This window comes from Metabacillus kandeliae (assembly GCF_021166585.1).
GTDB lineage: Bacteria > Bacillota > Bacilli > Bacillales > Bacillaceae > Metabacillus_B > Metabacillus_B kandeliae.
This window is the reverse complement of sequence record NZ_JAJOZE010000006.1, coordinates 80,764-94,790: the sequence shown is the minus strand read 5'-3', so window position 1 is coordinate 94,790 and position 14,027 is coordinate 80,764. Positions and strand designations below refer to the sequence as shown.

The window sequence follows — 14,027 nt, the reverse complement described above, 5'->3', positions numbered from 1 at the left end:
TAAAAAGGCATCCTTATTTAAAAAAGATGCCTTTTAAAAACACGAATTTAGCTGAGGATTTCTGCAGCCATCTGATCTAAAACGGTTTCAAATCCCGGCAGATCCGGATACATGCCAGGGTGGAGCTTGTTGCCTTCTTCCTTGATTTTCACAGATCTTACTTCAAGCCTGTGGTAGACTGCTGTTTTTTCCTGGATAATTTCAGGTGATCCCTGATTTTTTTTCAGCTGCTGAATTTCCTGAAGCAGCAGATAGCGGGAAATTTCGAAAATCACCGTTTCTCTGGCAATTTTGGATGGCGTAATGTACTTTTCGCGGAATAAATCTCTGTACTGGCCGCCGTACACTCTGGAAATAATCTTCTCGGATTTAGCCAGCTGCGAAGTCAGAGTCTCATATTGCGCCACCGTTTGAGCATTCAGAACGTCCTTTTGAATAGAAGTGTTCAGAATTCCTGCATCCCGTTTGACAAGATCTCCTGCTCTAATGCCGTCAATAAAACGGGCTGCCCTCAGCCTGTATTCTTTCGCATCAGCAATTTGTTTAACAGCAGCTGATTTGTAAGGCTCAGGAAGAGATGCCGCAAGCTGATCAGCCTTTTTCACATCTGCATCTGACTGGTTATAGATGTTCATGAACGTATCGGGAATATACAAATAAGCGAGCGATTTCACACGGGTCGAATAATAAGGCTCAAGCGATTTGCTCGATTTTACTAGATTACTGATTTCGGCAGCCGTCTTTTCAGCAGCATTGCCGGCCCGGTTGCGCATCAGCTGATAGCTTTCTTTGGCTATATAAAGCCCTACATCTTTATTTTGCTCCCAAGCCGGCCCAAATTCAGACAGCGGCAGGCTGGTTTCTCCGTTATACCGGCCAATTTCAATCGTAAAAGCAGGCTTTTGCTTGCGCAGAATAAACCAGTCCGTGTACCCTCCTCCAGACGGGTTAGGTCCTGGATAGACAAGGGTGTAGCCAGTCATTTTGCCAAGCTGCTTGGCATACGATAAGTCTCTTGAATAGATCGCTCCCTGCTGATGGAAATTCCAGTAGAGAATTTGCCCGCTTGTATGATAGCTGACAGCCATTTCCGGCTTAATCTCTTCAGTGAATTTCAGGACCGCCTTCGTTTCAGCGGCAGAAGCAGGAGAATAGCCTTTAAAATTCATATAGGAAGGCCTGCCTGTATTCTTTTCAATATCCGCCCAATAGGCATCATATTGGCGGTTAAGATCCACACCTTTTGCATTGGCTTTCCATCTTTTGAAATCCGTTCTGCCGTCATTCATTTTAATAAGGGCCGAACGGTCTGAGGAAGGAAATTTCTTTGTTCCGTATTGCTGAAGAGTTACACCATCAGGGTTCACCATAGGGGTAAACCAAATCGTAGTTTGATTGAGGATTGTGCGGGCAGGCAGGCCGTTAATGCTGCCGCCTGATACGTAATTCTTTGCGTATTGATCCAGCATATACATGTTCAGATTGGTTGTAAGCCATTCTCTTGCATGATGGGAAGCATTAAGATAAGCATGGGCTGATCCCTTTCCAATCGAGACCGCATAGATATTTCGTCCATACTCTGATTTCCCGATCACTTTGTAATGAATCAAATCCGGGTAGGCTGCAGCAAGCCCTTTAATATCAGCTGCCATTTTTTCATAAGTATAGATTTGATTGGGATTCACCGAATAGGCCGCATTGGCCTTATTGATGAAGCCGAACCCTGCAAAAATCACCAAGGACAGGAGCATCGTTTTCCAAAGGTTTTTCAAATTCCCCGTTTCCTTTCTCCTTCATATTTTGGCAGACTAATAGTCTTTCTTTAAAAAAAGGCTGCCTCCAATAGTATAACGGAGGTGAGCTGCATATTGTTTCAGATTTTTATTTTTTCTGAAAATTACTCGAAAAATAAAAGGGCCGGGCTAGTTCGTTATGAACAGCCCGGCCCTTCTAACAAAATGTGAAAATAACTAGTATAGCGACAGATTAACCTTTCCATATGTATATACCAATTTTCTTGATAACCCTTACTTAATTGCTCTTATCCTTAATTTCTCAGTATTTTTTGGTATAGACATCTATACTTATTAGGTGTTAAAATGATTGTGGATTTAGAAAGCTCAGTCAATGAGTTTAAAACTGGAGCCCGCTTGAAGATACGGTCTGGATAACAGCTATGAATTCGGCGATGCAGTTTGGTCTATATCTATGTAAATGGAGGAGAAAGCAATGAAACTGATTGAAGCAAAAGATTACAAGGAAATGAGTAAAATCGCTGCAGACATAATGATTAAGAAGGTTGCGGACAATCCAGCCATCACTCTTGGACTGGCTACAGGCGGCACTCCTTTAGGAATCTACTCCAGCTTAATTGACGACCATAAAGAGAATGGCACTTCCTACAATGGAGTGACAAGCTTTAATTTAGATGAATATGCCGGACTTTCCGGAAAAGATCCAAACAGTTACCGCAGCTATATGAACGAAAATTTCTTTCATCATATTGATATCCAAAAAGAAAATACCTTTGTCCCATGCGGTGATGCTGAAGATCTTCAAAAAGCCTGCGCGGATTATGAAGCATTAATAAAGGCTCACAAAGGGATTGACCTGCAAATTCTCGGAATCGGAGAAAATGGCCATATTGGATTTAATGAGCCTGGCACTTCCTTTGACTCTGAAACACATGTTGTTCAGCTGACAGACTCAACAAGACAGGCAAACGCGAGGTATTTCAGCAGTCTGGAAGCAGTACCGCAAGCAGCGGTCACAATGGGGATTGCCAGCATCATGAAAAGCAAGGAAATCCTGCTGCTCGTATCCGGAAAACAAAAAAGCGAAGCATTAAAGCAACTGCTGAACAGCAGCCCTGATGAAAGTTTCCCGGCCTCTGTGCTTAACAAACACCCATATGTTACAATACTTGCAGATAAGGCAGCGATTGCTGGCTTAATAGTGAACAGCTGAGGGTTTTCCTCTCTGTGTTCTGCCATAAAATGAAAGAGTTTTCACGTTACGAAAGAAAGGTGCAGGGAAGAAAAGTATGATTAATAAGGAGTCACCCATTCCAATTTATTATCAGCTGCAAGAGCATATAAAGGACTTGATTGAAAAAGGCGAATTACAGCCAGGCGATGCGATTACAACGGAGAGAGAATTTGCCGAAAGATATCAAATCAGCCGAATGACCGTCCGCCAGGCTTTAACCCAGCTCGTGAACGAAGGCTACCTGCACCGAATTCAAGGAAAAGGAACCTTTGTCTCTGAACGGAAAATTGAACAGCCGCTTTACCGTCTCAGAAGCTTTACGGAAGATATGGAATCAAGAGGACTCAAACCGGGCAGCCAGCTCATTTCATTTGAAGTCATCCCGGCACCAGGCCAAATTGCTTCACAGCTCGGTATCCAGGAATATGCACCGATCTATGAGATCAAACGCATCCGGCTTGCTGACGATGTACCGATGGCTTTGGAAACAAGCTATATCTCGGCTAACTTAATTAAAGGACTTACCGAGCAGATTGTAAAAAAATCGGTTTATTCCTATATTGAGGAAAACTTGAACCTTCAAATCGACCATGGCTCACAAGTCATCGAATCTTCTGTCGCCAATGAAGTGGAAGCCAAGTTTTTGAAAATCAAAAAAGGCGCTCCAATTATGCTCATTCAGCAAAAAACCTTTTTAAAGGACGAGACGGCTATTGAATACGTCAAATCCTCCTACAGAGCTGACAGGTATAAATTTATGATTGAAACAAAGCGGTGAAATGAGGGGACGTTCGGATTCTGATCCCCTCCGCCTGCTTTGGTCTTACACCCTGCTTTATTCCCCTTTTCATTTCTTTTGCTTCCCGCTCAGCTCAGCCGCATATTGAAACCCATACAGCAGCAAAGCCCGGATAAAATCAATCACGAAATACTGAAATTTCGTCAGCTTTCTCAGTGAACCGATTCTATATTGATCAAGAAGTTTTAGTCCGCCGAAGTAAATAAACCATATATGCAGAATCATATTGGCAAAGATATAAAGCGGAAACCGGCCATAAGCAAACCTCATCATCCAAAGACTGCTTACAAAATAAGGCCCTAAGTTGAATAGGTTCATTCTTTGGAAAGATGAAGATCCCTTATAGAATTTCCACCACTTTTTCTTCTCTCCAAACAAATCAACCGCTTTTGTAAAAGTACAAATAAAAATGGCTGCGGGAAGGTATCTTTTCAATGCACGGCTTCCTAATAGCGGAACGGATAGCCACGGTATGAACAGCATCAATAAATAAAACCACTTTGAATTTTTCATTCCACCACTCCTTAAGTTTTAGCTTATGTATTTTTTTGACTCTTACTCATATAATAAAAGCCTCTGACAGGGTTCCTGACAGAGGCTTACTATGTATCCTTTATTGATAATTAATAAAAGCAGGCGCCGGGTCGAGTGCCAAAACGTCTTTCGGTGTCATCACCGGCTTATCGTTCTTAAAGAACAGCTTAAACCCGCCGTATTGGATGCTTTCCTTTTGCACAAGCTGATGATATCCGGATGTTTTTAAAGGCGCAACTCCAAATCCATCATTATTCAGCACAACCTCCACGTTTTTCATAGGATGAATGGCTTTTTTGTTTGTAATGATTTTGCCTGCAAATTGATGTACTACAACAAATTTGTCCGGCAGCCCGTTCTTATTAGTTAAATCTGAGACATATTGAATTGCTTCCTGAACCTCACTGCCATCCACATGCCCGAGATTCACGCCAGGGACCTGCCCTTCTTTTACATGAAACTCAGTGTCGATTGCTAAATGGACATTCGGCATTTTCAAGTACTTTTCCAGTGATTTCACCTGGTTCATGACCGTGTCGCGCCCCAGCTGAACATCCAGCACAATTAAACCATGATGTTTTTCAGCTAGTTTGGCATATTCCTCAATATCAGATGACGGTGTATGGTGCACATATAATCCTTTTTCCCCCGGATTGCGCTGAGCGATAGTTGTAATCAGCTCAATAGCAGGAATAGCCGGCCTCTCAGGATCAAGCTCTGAATACTTCCGCGTTTGTTCCTTCAGCTTTTTCATCAAGTCTTCAGGGCTGTGCTCCCCAAGTATTCCCATGTTCTTGGAATTTGGATTTCCGTAATACGCCACAATCCGATTTTTCTGAAGCGGTCCATCAGACTCATCCTTTACCCCTTTTGCCAAGGTCTGACCTAAAGGAACACTTCTTTCCCTGCTGTCTCCATGTGCTTCTGACACCGGAATTCTTTCAAGCTCATCCTTTGTAAAATTCGTTTTCAGCGGTTTTGCGTCTTCAGATGGTTTGATTGCCTGATAGTTTGCTTTTTTAGCGAATCTCGGAGACTTTTGCAATTCCTTCTTATCAAGCTTGAGCTCCGTTACGGCTGGCTGTGTTTTTTCTTTTTTCCCGGATGCTTGCTCATTTGTATCAGCTGATTGAGAACAGCCTGTCAGCAATAAATACGGAATACTTAATAAGCAAAATCCTGTTTTAAAACTTTTTTTCACAATATCCCACCTATTTTTTGGAGTTGGATGCGGTTTTTGCCGATCTATGAAAAATATGGTCTATTAAAATTTAACATGAAACAGGAGTGAGAAGTTAGGAAGCTGGCTTATTCTATTAAAAAATTTAAGCAGCCCGTTACTTTATCCATGTCAAAAAAGCACAGGGAACATCCCCCATGCTTATCTCAAACTCTGCGGAAACCTGAACACAAAAAACGGATCGTACTTCCCGTTCACCCTGTTCAGTCTCTCGGCGTTGGCGCCAAAATACTCGCGCTCATAGTTTTTAAGGTTACTGATCGGAAAGTTCACATAGGAGCCTTCCGTAATGCTCTTTATATATTCGAACCGCTCGCGGACCCATTTTCTATTTTCCTCTGCGAAGGCGTCCTCTGTCCAAACAGATTGAATGCCGAAAATATATCGGGCATCTCTGTAGTAAAAGGCTTTCTCCCGTTTGCCGACGCTTGCGATCTCGCCTCCAAGGGCATAAAACGTAACAGCGGCATAGACGGAACCGTCTGCCGGATTTTGCACAAGTTGTGCAATGTGATTAAGCTCAACAGGTGAATAGCTCCTCCCGGCAAACCTGCCTGTTGATTTGAATTTTTCAAATGGGGGATAAGCGGCTTCCACTTTTTTTACTGCTTCAAGAAATGAAGATTCCTGGAGATCTGCCTGAAACCCTTTTACCGCTGCAAATGGCTGCAGCAGCTGCCTGGCCTCTTCTGCGGAACCATAGAAGAAACCAGATCCAAAGATCCCCAGACCTTCTTCTTCCTCATTGTAAAAACTTACGGATAAGGTCAGCCTCTTATCCAGTCCAGGCAGCCAATTTTGCCAAATATCCATCACCTTTGCCTGTTTTTCCTTTGTCGTGACTGCATAAGAGAACCTGACAAGTGTGACGCGGACGGCAGCAGGCTCCGGCAGCTGAAACGTCATGCTGACCACAACGCCAAAGTTGCCGCCGCCAGCACCCCGGCAAGCCCAAAAAAGATCAGAATTGTGGTACCGGTTTGCCTTAATCAGCCTTCCCTGATAATTCACCAACTCAAGCTCCAATAAATTGTCACAGCCCAATCCATAAAGCCGGCTCGAGTATCCCCAGCCTCCGCCAAGCGTAAAACCTGACACACCTACAGTCGGGCACGTGCCTCCCGGAAAAACATAACCATTTGAACCAATAAGATCATATACTTCTGTATTCTTTGCTCCTGCTTCCATCTGCAAAATATTGCGGCTCTTGTCCAATTTCAGTGCATTCAAGCGGCTGATATCAATAACCAGCACAAAATTCCCCGTCGAATACCCCTCATAATGGTGTCCGCCAGACCTGATGCGGATGCTCACCTTATGCTTTTGAGCCCAGAGCACCGCATTTATGACATCCTGCTTGCTTTCGCAATACACAATCACGAGCGGGAATTTATTGATGGCGCGGTTCCACTCCTGACGGGCGCTGTTATAAACCGGGTTAAGGGGGGTTACGACTTCGCCTGTTAGACCTTTTAAAAATGCTGAATCTAAATTCACACTCTCCACCTCTGCAGATACTTGTTAGTGATTATTGTATTTTTGGCGGCGGGAGGGGGTGTGGGTTTTGGGAGAGGAGATATTATGGTTATCACGAACTGAAAATTGATGGGAAGAAAAGGATATTTTTAGAGGAGATCCCTTTGATGATTTCGAATGAATAAATAAAGGCAAACGGTCCTCTCAGGGACCATTGAGGAGGACTTAAATGAAAGAAATTACTACAGAAAATCTTCGATTGCACACTTGGAATAGTAAGTTATTGCAGCAAGCGATTCACGATCCGCAGCAACTGTCTATTGATTTAGGGCTCTATATTGGAGAAGGCTTTCCAAATGAGGATGAACGCAAAGATTTATTTCCTTTTCTATTAGAGTCACTGCAAAAAGGAAACGATGCCCATTGGTATGGAGGCCTTGTCATTCATCAGGAGGATGCTGCAATTATTGGATGTGCAGGATTCCTTAGTCCTCCAGACGTTAATGGAAGCATTGAAATTGGATACGGCATTGTACCAGCCTATCAAAGACGAGGTTTTGCAACTGAAATTGCCCGGGCCTTGATAAAGTGGTCATTTGAGTTTTCTGACGTAAAATCTGTCACTGCAGCTCCTTCCAGCAGTAATGCCCCTTCTATACGCGTTATGGAGAAGCTTGGAATGCAGAAAACAGGATTCTGTCAAGGGCTTGTTAATTGGGTATTAAAAAAGGAGTAAAAAACAACCCTGGTTCAAAACCAGAGTTGTTAGACGCTAAGCTTCCATTAATAACAAACAGGAAGCGCCGTTTATTTATCAGGTCAACTTTTTGATCTACTTATAATTATTCAAAGGCCCAGCATCCATCATCACTTCCACCATACCGGAAGCCCCCATCTGAAGCTTCGGCCTGAATTCGGAGTTCGGCGCACTATACAGCTCCAGTGGACTGATCATCACACCATCCTCCGTGTTTTGAAGGATTCCAGGCACACACGTATAGATTCTATCGTTGTTATTGGCATTTTTAGAGGAAATCGTAACAGAGGTTCCATTATGATTGTCTATACTCATGGACACTCTGTATCGGTAAAAAGAGCCTGTTCCATTTGACTGAGCAGAGTAAACTACAGGAACAACAGCGAGAATATCATCATTTAACCGCAATTTGATAATTTCTGTCTTCGTTGCCCGGTTATCTCTCCCCACATCCCCCATATGTTCCACTGCCCCATGTCCATAGTTTCTGAGCGGAGGAGTTCCTTTTGCCCCGAACATCGCAACGTCAATCTGCTTGCCTTTCTTTGTATAAACTAAAGCATAAATGTCGTAATCTGTCCCGGTCTTCCAGGATACTGTCGCCGTAATTTCCGGTGTTTTTTCAATGATCACAGGCTTTTGGCCTTTATCGAGATTGATCTTGCCCTGTACCTTTTCAAGGTTGATGCTATTGCTCTTTGCTGCTGATTCCCCGGGTGGCGGCTGAATAGGTTCAGGCTCTGAAGGCTTGCTTTCCTCATCAGCTTCAACTTCAACACCGTAATTTCTGCATAAACCATCAAGTCCTGAGTCAAATCCCCTCCAAATGGACTTGGCCTTTGTCTGGCCATTTCTTACATAGACCTCCAACACGACAATTCCATTTTCATTTTTGAAACTGGAAGGGACAAATTCGAGAACCGTACCGCCGGAACTGATCTGCGCTTTTAAATTTCTAACATTCGAAAACCCCGAGTGATTATCCTCCGTAAGAGTGATCGCCAGTTTAGCAATGCCAGAAGGCAATTTGCTCATGTCAAAATGAATGCTATGTACTTTTGTATGGCCTATGTTCTCAGAAGGCATAAGAGAAGCAGCACCAGTAGCGCTTTCCGGCTGATTATAAAAGATAATCCCGCTGTCCCCCTGCACTTTTTCCTCATCTGTTAAAAGGAATGCCGTTAAGGAAATATCAATTAAATTTGACTGATCATAGCTAACCGTAACCGTTCCTTTAGGGGAACTTAACGCTGTATTCGCTCCCATTTGAAGCAATTGGTTCATTTTAGCCCCTCCCTATTTTTCTATTAAAACCATTATATACCTTTTAAAGGGTTCCGTAGAGAAATGAAAAAGCCGTATGCATGTTTAGTATGGAGGGGATGCAAAGTGAAACGATGCAAAATTTGACGCAAGAAGCCAAAATTGGATAGAAGGGTTAATAGTGATGGAATTGTTTTTTGCTCTGATGATTGCTATGAAAAATACAAGCATCACCCAGACGATTATAACCACCCTTTTTATTTATGACTATGAAGTCATTCGTTATGAGTATTCACACTGGGTGCACAATGGCAAGGATGAGCTTTTGGAATATGAATCAGCTAAGAAAAAAGAGCTAGTGGAAGGTATTGAGAGCGTATTGGATGAATATGACGAGTACGCGAGGCTCGCTGGGAGCGATGGAGTTTTTTCATATGAAATCTATCAGTACTTATTAGCCTTTGAGGAGTTAAAGGAGGAGATTATTCACTGGGTGCCAAGGAAAAAGCGACGGAAAGACTATTAAAAAGGCAGATAGGCATCAAAAATTCTCATTTTATGTCATCTCGCTTTTCTATACTGATGGAGTATATATTGAAAAACCTCATCATAGGATGAGGTTTAATAAGCCTTATTAAGCATTCTTCCTCATATGCTTCTATTCCTAAAGCGGACTATACTGTACCAATAGGATCGATTCCTTTATTTTCAATCATCAATACTACAGCCTTGCCTTGCGGTACGACCGGTCTGTGCATGGTGCCTTTTGGCACACAAGTTCCTTCATATTGGCCAAGTTCAAAGCTGCCTTTTTCTGTTTCCAAAATTATGGAGCCCTCTAATACAAAGAAGACTTCATCGTCATTATCGTGTTTGTGCATATGGTATTCGCCCTCAAAGATACCGAGCCGCAAAACGGAGGAATTTACTTCACATAGTGATTGATTGAACCATTTGTCCGTATTGTCCCGAACAATATCCTTTATGGTGATTTTTTCAAGATAATCAAACTTAATATCCATTTGCTGATTGTAGTTGTAATTCTTTTGATTTTCCATCCCTATGCCCCTCTCTTATTAAAAAAACACACCTTTACCCAATCATATCTAATGGGGTAAAGCGGTGCAAATTTTGTTATTAACAGGTAAACTATTTATAATTGTCTTGTTAGATTCTTTAAAGACCCTTTACCAAAAGGGAATCTTCTTAAAAAATGAGTTTATACTTGTAATTTGCATTATACTGACGGCACGGAGGCAGCTGCATGGACATGATCGAAACTGTTTTATACTCAATCCCGCAAAGTGAAACCAATAGCGAATTAATAGATTGTGATTGGAACGACAATTACGGGTTACTGGCAGTAATTGAAAAAAACAAAAAACTCATCATTCAAATTGGCGACAGGCAGTTAAGCCTTGATATTCATTGTGATTATCCTTTAATTAGATGGATCGACTCCACCCATTTCCTCATAGCAGACACCCGAAATGATGGGACAAGAAAGAATCTGCATATTTTAAATACAAATGGTGAAATTCAAAACTCCTTTAACGGCGGGGATGGTATTCAGGATATTGTGGCAAGTGAAGAGGGTATTTGGATCAGTTATTTTGACGAAGGGGTTTTTGGCAGCGGAATATCGACTGAAGGGCTTGTGCTTTTCTCCTATGACGGTACTCCCGAATTTAAATACCATAGCGAATTAATAGATGGGCCACCTATTGCGGAATGTTACGCAATAGGCAAAGCTGGCTCTTCTTTATTATGGCTTTTCCCTTATACAGATTTTCCTTTGATTTGTGTAAATCCAGTTGAAAAAACGCTAATATCATATGAAGTGCCTGAGGTTTTGCATGGCTCCAATGCGATTTGTGTAAGAGGATTTTATGCTTACTTTTACGAACCTTACCATTCTGAAGGTGAGCTATACTGCTGGAAAATAGGCAAAAGTAAGCCTGAGATTATAGGAGAAATTCCAGGCAGAGTAAGAGGATTAGCTACAAGGGAGGCCAATCATTTTATCTCTATGCATGAGCATCAGATAAGGGTTTATAGGATTGTAAACCAGGGAGAAACTGAATATTAGATACAAAAAAATCCTCTTTTTCAAGAGGATTTTTTCTAAGCCAGCTTCTTAATAAACACAACCTTCAAATAGCTGCCCTCTGGAAATTCTTTTATCGTTTTAAAGTCTTTTGGCAGGGAGAATTCCTCGACCAGCTGATATTTCCTGCTGCTTTCTTTAAATGCTTGATCAATAAAGCCTTTAAATTTCTTCATGTTAAACGCGCTGGAATTAGTAGAGGCGACAATGATCCCCTCATCTTTTGTAATAGCAATTGTTTCTTTCAAAAGATCTTTGTAGTCCTTTTCTGCGCTGAATACCATTTTTTTTGATCTGGCGAAGCTTGGCGGATCCAGGATCACCATATCAAACGTCAGCTCCTTTTTCACTGCATACTTAAAATAACGGAACACGTCTTCGACAATGATATCCTGTGCTTCATAATCCAGGCCGTTCACGCTAAACTGCTCAATCGTTTTGCTCATGCTTCGATTGGCTAAATCAACACTTGTCGTCTTTGCTGCACCGCCAACGGCACCAAACACGGAAAATGCCCCTGTGTAAGAAAAGGTGTTCAGGATGTGCTTTCCTTCTGCATAAGCATCCCGAATTCTTTTTCTAACTTCCCGCTGATCTAAAAAGACACCAACCATTGCCCCTTCATTTAAATAAACTGCGAAATTGACGCCATTTTCCTTTACGATTATTGGGAAGGTTCCTCTTTCTCCCGCTACGAAATCATCTTCTTCGATGTATTTCCCGCTCACATCAAACCGTTTCTTTTGATAAATGGCTTTAAACTCTACCAATTCCTTCAGAGCATTAATAATAAGCTCCCGAAATTTGTAAATTCCTATGCTGTACCAGTTGATTAAATAGTAGCCATCGAAATACTCGATCGTTAATCCGCCTAACCCATCGCCTTCACCGTTTACGACTCTGAAGGCGTTCGTATCCTGGCTATTAAAAAATGGCTTTCTATAGTCAATCGCAGCTCTCAATTTTTCCTTAAAAAATTCTTGATCAATCTGTTCCTTCTCATCTCTGCTCAGTACCCATCCAAAGCCCTTATTCTGCTTGCCAAAATAGCCTTTTGCAATAAATTGATTCTTTTCATCAACAAGGCGGATAATGGTTCCTTCTTCAATAGAATCGTTCAGTTTAACAATGGCTTCCTTTGAGATTAGCGGATAACCGCTCTTATATTTAGATGCAAACTTGCCCTTAACAGTAAAATTCATCTCTTTTTTCATCGTGTCATCCTAACAAAAATTTATTGAAGCATGGGGACGGTTCTCGTGCTTCATTTTTTGCCAGGAAGCATAAGAACCGTCCCCATGCTTCCCTGTGCTTCCTCACATATATAACGTATAATAAACCATACATGTCGGAAAAACAAAAAACGAGGTTAAGAAATGACGAATAGAAGTTTTGCAGATTATCAAGTAAGTGATGAAATACAAAGAGCATTAGCAGTGTTAAAGTACGAAACGCCAACAGAGGTTCAGAGTAAGGTGCTTCCATTAGCATTGGAAAATAAGGATCTTGTTGTAAAATCTCAAACGGGAAGCGGCAAGACGGCTGCCTTTGGTATTCCGGTATGTGAATTGGTTCAGTGGGAAGAAAAAAAGCCGCAGGCAATCATTCTTACTCCTACTAGAGAGCTTGCCGTTCAGGTGAGAGAAGATATCACAAATATCGGTAGGTTCAAGCGCATTAAAGCGGTGGCCGTATATGGAAAAGAACCTTTTTCGAAGCAAAAGGAAGAATTGAAGCAAAAAACTCATGTCGTCGTTGGTACACCAGGCCGGCTTATGGATCATATTGAGCGGGAAACCCTTGCTTTAGATCAAGTAAAATATCTTATCATAGATGAAACGGATGAGATGCTGAATAGAGGATTTATCGAGGAAGTAGAAGCGATTATCAAAAAGCTTCCTTCAGACAGGGTGACGATGGTCTTTTCGGCTACCTTGCCTAATGATGTGGAGAATCTCTGCCATAAATATATGAAAGATCCCACTCACATTGAGATTGAATCAACTGGAAAAACAGCTGATACGATTGAACATCTTTTAATACAAGTAAAAGAAGAAGAAAAGATTTCACTTCTTAAAAACGTTACGGTTACAGAAAACCCGGACAGCTGCCTCATCTTCTGCAGAACCAAGGAAAACGTTGATACTGTTTACAGAGAACTGGAAGCAGCAGAATACCCATGTGAAAGACTGCATGGCGGACTGGAACAAGAAGACCGGTTTGCCGTTATGGAAGGTTTCAAAATGGGGAACTTCCGCTATCTCGTGGCCACTGATGTAGCTGCCAGAGGGATTGATATTGATAATGTGACACTTGTGATCAACTATGACGTTCCTATGGAAAGAGAAAGCTATGTGCATAGAACTGGGAGAACCGGCCGTGCCGGAAACAAAGGAAAGGCCATTACGTTTTCGACACCTTTTGAAGGGAAATTCTTAAAAGCCATTGAGAACTACATTGGCTTTGAAATCCCAATGACTGAAGCTCCCACAAATCGTGAAGTGGCTCGTAAAAAAGCTGCCTTCGAAGAAAAGCTTGGCGGCAGGCGTGTTGTTAAAAACAACAAAACAGCCCGTATCAACCAAGATATTATGAAACTTCACTTCAGTGGCGGGAAAAAGAAGAAAATCCGCGCTGTCGATTTTGTTGGAACAATCGCCAAAATCCCAGGCGTCACAGCAGATGATATCGGCATTATCACGATACAGGATCACATGTCGTATGTTGATATTCTTAATGGAAAAGGCTCACTCGTGCTGCAGGCTATGGAAAATGCGACGATTAAAGGGAAGAAGCTGAAGGTTAGCAAAGCAATTAAATAAATTTGTGGATGCTCTTGCTCCTGTAAATTCGGGAGTCAAGG

Annotated in this window: 13 protein-coding genes; 6 read left to right on the top strand and 7 right to left on the bottom strand. The window is 42.0% G+C overall.

Going from position 1 to position 14,027, the window contains the following annotated elements; all coding sequences use genetic code 11:
- Positions 1-47: 47 nt before the first annotated feature.
- Positions 48-1,772 (bottom strand): M14 family zinc carboxypeptidase, encoded by a 1,725-nt coding sequence (locus LRR81_RS14010; protein WP_231790003.1) that lies wholly within the window; start codon positions 1,770-1,772, stop codon positions 48-50.
- A gap of 457 nt (positions 1,773-2,229) precedes the next feature.
- Between LRR81_RS14010 and nagB the strand changes: the two genes are divergently transcribed.
- Both nagB and LRR81_RS14000 read left to right on the top strand, forming a co-directional pair.
- On the top strand, positions 2,230-2,967 hold the full coding sequence (gene nagB / locus LRR81_RS14005) for a glucosamine-6-phosphate deaminase (protein WP_231790002.1): 738 nt from the start codon (positions 2,230-2,232) through the stop codon (positions 2,965-2,967).
- 76 nt (positions 2,968-3,043) lie between these two features.
- Positions 3,044-3,766: a GntR family transcriptional regulator gene (locus LRR81_RS14000; protein ID WP_231790001.1), complete on the top strand. Its 723-nt coding sequence runs from the start codon at positions 3,044-3,046 to the stop codon at positions 3,764-3,766.
- Positions 3,767-3,835: 69 nt separating this feature from the next.
- Here LRR81_RS14000 and LRR81_RS13995 read toward each other — a convergent pair whose 3' ends face one another.
- The 3 genes from LRR81_RS13995 to LRR81_RS13985 form a co-directional block, all read right to left on the bottom strand.
- Positions 3,836-4,300: a hypothetical protein gene (locus LRR81_RS13995; RefSeq protein ID WP_231790000.1), complete on the bottom strand. Its 465-nt coding sequence runs from the start codon at positions 4,298-4,300 to the stop codon at positions 3,836-3,838.
- A 100-nt stretch (positions 4,301-4,400) separates the two neighbouring features.
- Positions 4,401-5,522 carry a hypothetical protein gene (locus LRR81_RS13990; RefSeq protein ID WP_231789999.1) on the bottom strand — a complete coding sequence of 374 codons (1,122 nt, stop codon included), beginning with the start codon at positions 5,520-5,522 and terminating at the stop codon, positions 4,401-4,403.
- A gap of 180 nt (positions 5,523-5,702) precedes the next feature.
- Positions 5,703-7,058: an FAD-binding oxidoreductase gene (locus LRR81_RS13985; RefSeq protein ID WP_231789998.1), complete on the bottom strand. Its 1,356-nt coding sequence runs from the start codon at positions 7,056-7,058 to the stop codon at positions 5,703-5,705.
- Between the two features lie 208 nt (positions 7,059-7,266).
- Here LRR81_RS13985 and LRR81_RS13980 point away from each other — a divergent pair, with 208 nt between their 5' ends.
- The gene (locus tag LRR81_RS13980; RefSeq protein WP_231789997.1) at positions 7,267-7,773 is read left to right on the top strand and encodes a GNAT family N-acetyltransferase; all 507 of its coding nucleotides are present in this window, start codon (positions 7,267-7,269) and stop codon (positions 7,771-7,773) included.
- Between the two features lie 96 nt (positions 7,774-7,869).
- Here the strand turns inward: LRR81_RS13980 and LRR81_RS13975 are convergent, their stop codons facing one another.
- A complete protein-coding gene (locus LRR81_RS13975; protein WP_231789996.1) occupies positions 7,870-9,078 on the bottom strand; it encodes a TerD family protein in 1,209 nt (402 codons plus the stop codon).
- 160 nt (positions 9,079-9,238) lie between these two features.
- Here LRR81_RS13975 and LRR81_RS13970 point away from each other — a divergent pair, with 160 nt between their 5' ends.
- A complete protein-coding gene (locus LRR81_RS13970; protein ID WP_231789995.1) occupies positions 9,239-9,583 on the top strand; it encodes a hypothetical protein in 345 nt (114 codons plus the stop codon).
- Between the two features lie 148 nt (positions 9,584-9,731).
- On the opposite strand, the gene LRR81_RS13965 is transcribed toward LRR81_RS13970, so the two are convergent.
- Positions 9,732-10,115 carry a cupin domain-containing protein gene (locus LRR81_RS13965; protein ID WP_231789994.1) on the bottom strand — a complete coding sequence of 128 codons (384 nt, stop codon included), beginning with the start codon at positions 10,113-10,115 and terminating at the stop codon, positions 9,732-9,734.
- Positions 10,116-10,321: 206 nt separating this feature from the next.
- On the opposite strand from LRR81_RS13965, the gene LRR81_RS13960 reads away from it, so the two are divergent.
- The gene (locus LRR81_RS13960) at positions 10,322-11,146 is read left to right on the top strand and encodes a TetR family transcriptional regulator (RefSeq protein WP_231789993.1); all 825 of its coding nucleotides are present in this window, start codon (positions 10,322-10,324) and stop codon (positions 11,144-11,146) included.
- Between the two features lie 35 nt (positions 11,147-11,181).
- On the opposite strand, the gene LRR81_RS13955 is transcribed toward LRR81_RS13960, so the two are convergent.
- Complete coding sequence (locus LRR81_RS13955) at positions 11,182-12,378, bottom strand: class I SAM-dependent rRNA methyltransferase (RefSeq protein WP_231789992.1); 1,197 nt, start codon at positions 12,376-12,378, stop codon at positions 11,182-11,184.
- 162 nt (positions 12,379-12,540) lie between these two features.
- On the opposite strand from LRR81_RS13955, the gene LRR81_RS13950 reads away from it, so the two are divergent.
- Entirely contained in the window at positions 12,541-13,986 is a 1,446-nt protein-coding gene (locus LRR81_RS13950; protein WP_231789991.1) for a DEAD/DEAH box helicase, read from the top strand.
- Positions 13,987-14,027 lie beyond the last annotated feature (41 nt).

Coding starts and splice junctions, on each gene's coding strand:
- nagB (WP_231790002.1), top strand. CDS start 2,230: ATGAAACTGATTGAAGCAAAAGATTACAAGGAAATGAGTAAAATCGCT.
- LRR81_RS14000 (WP_231790001.1), top strand. CDS start 3,044: ATGATTAATAAGGAGTCACCCATTCCAATTTATTATCAGCTGCAAGAG.
- LRR81_RS13995 (WP_231790000.1), bottom strand. CDS start 4,300: ATGAAAAATTCAAAGTGGTTTTATTTATTGATGCTGTTCATACCGTGG.
- LRR81_RS13980 (WP_231789997.1), top strand. CDS start 7,267: ATGAAAGAAATTACTACAGAAAATCTTCGATTGCACACTTGGAATAGT.
- LRR81_RS13975 (WP_231789996.1), bottom strand. CDS start 9,078: ATGAACCAATTGCTTCAAATGGGAGCGAATACAGCGTTAAGTTCCCCT.
- LRR81_RS13965 (WP_231789994.1), bottom strand. CDS start 10,115: ATGGAAAATCAAAAGAATTACAACTACAATCAGCAAATGGATATTAAG.
- LRR81_RS13960 (WP_231789993.1), top strand. CDS start 10,322: ATGGACATGATCGAAACTGTTTTATACTCAATCCCGCAAAGTGAAACC.
- LRR81_RS13955 (WP_231789992.1), bottom strand. CDS start 12,378: ATGAAAAAAGAGATGAATTTTACTGTTAAGGGCAAGTTTGCATCTAAA.
- LRR81_RS13950 (WP_231789991.1), top strand. CDS start 12,541: ATGACGAATAGAAGTTTTGCAGATTATCAAGTAAGTGATGAAATACAA.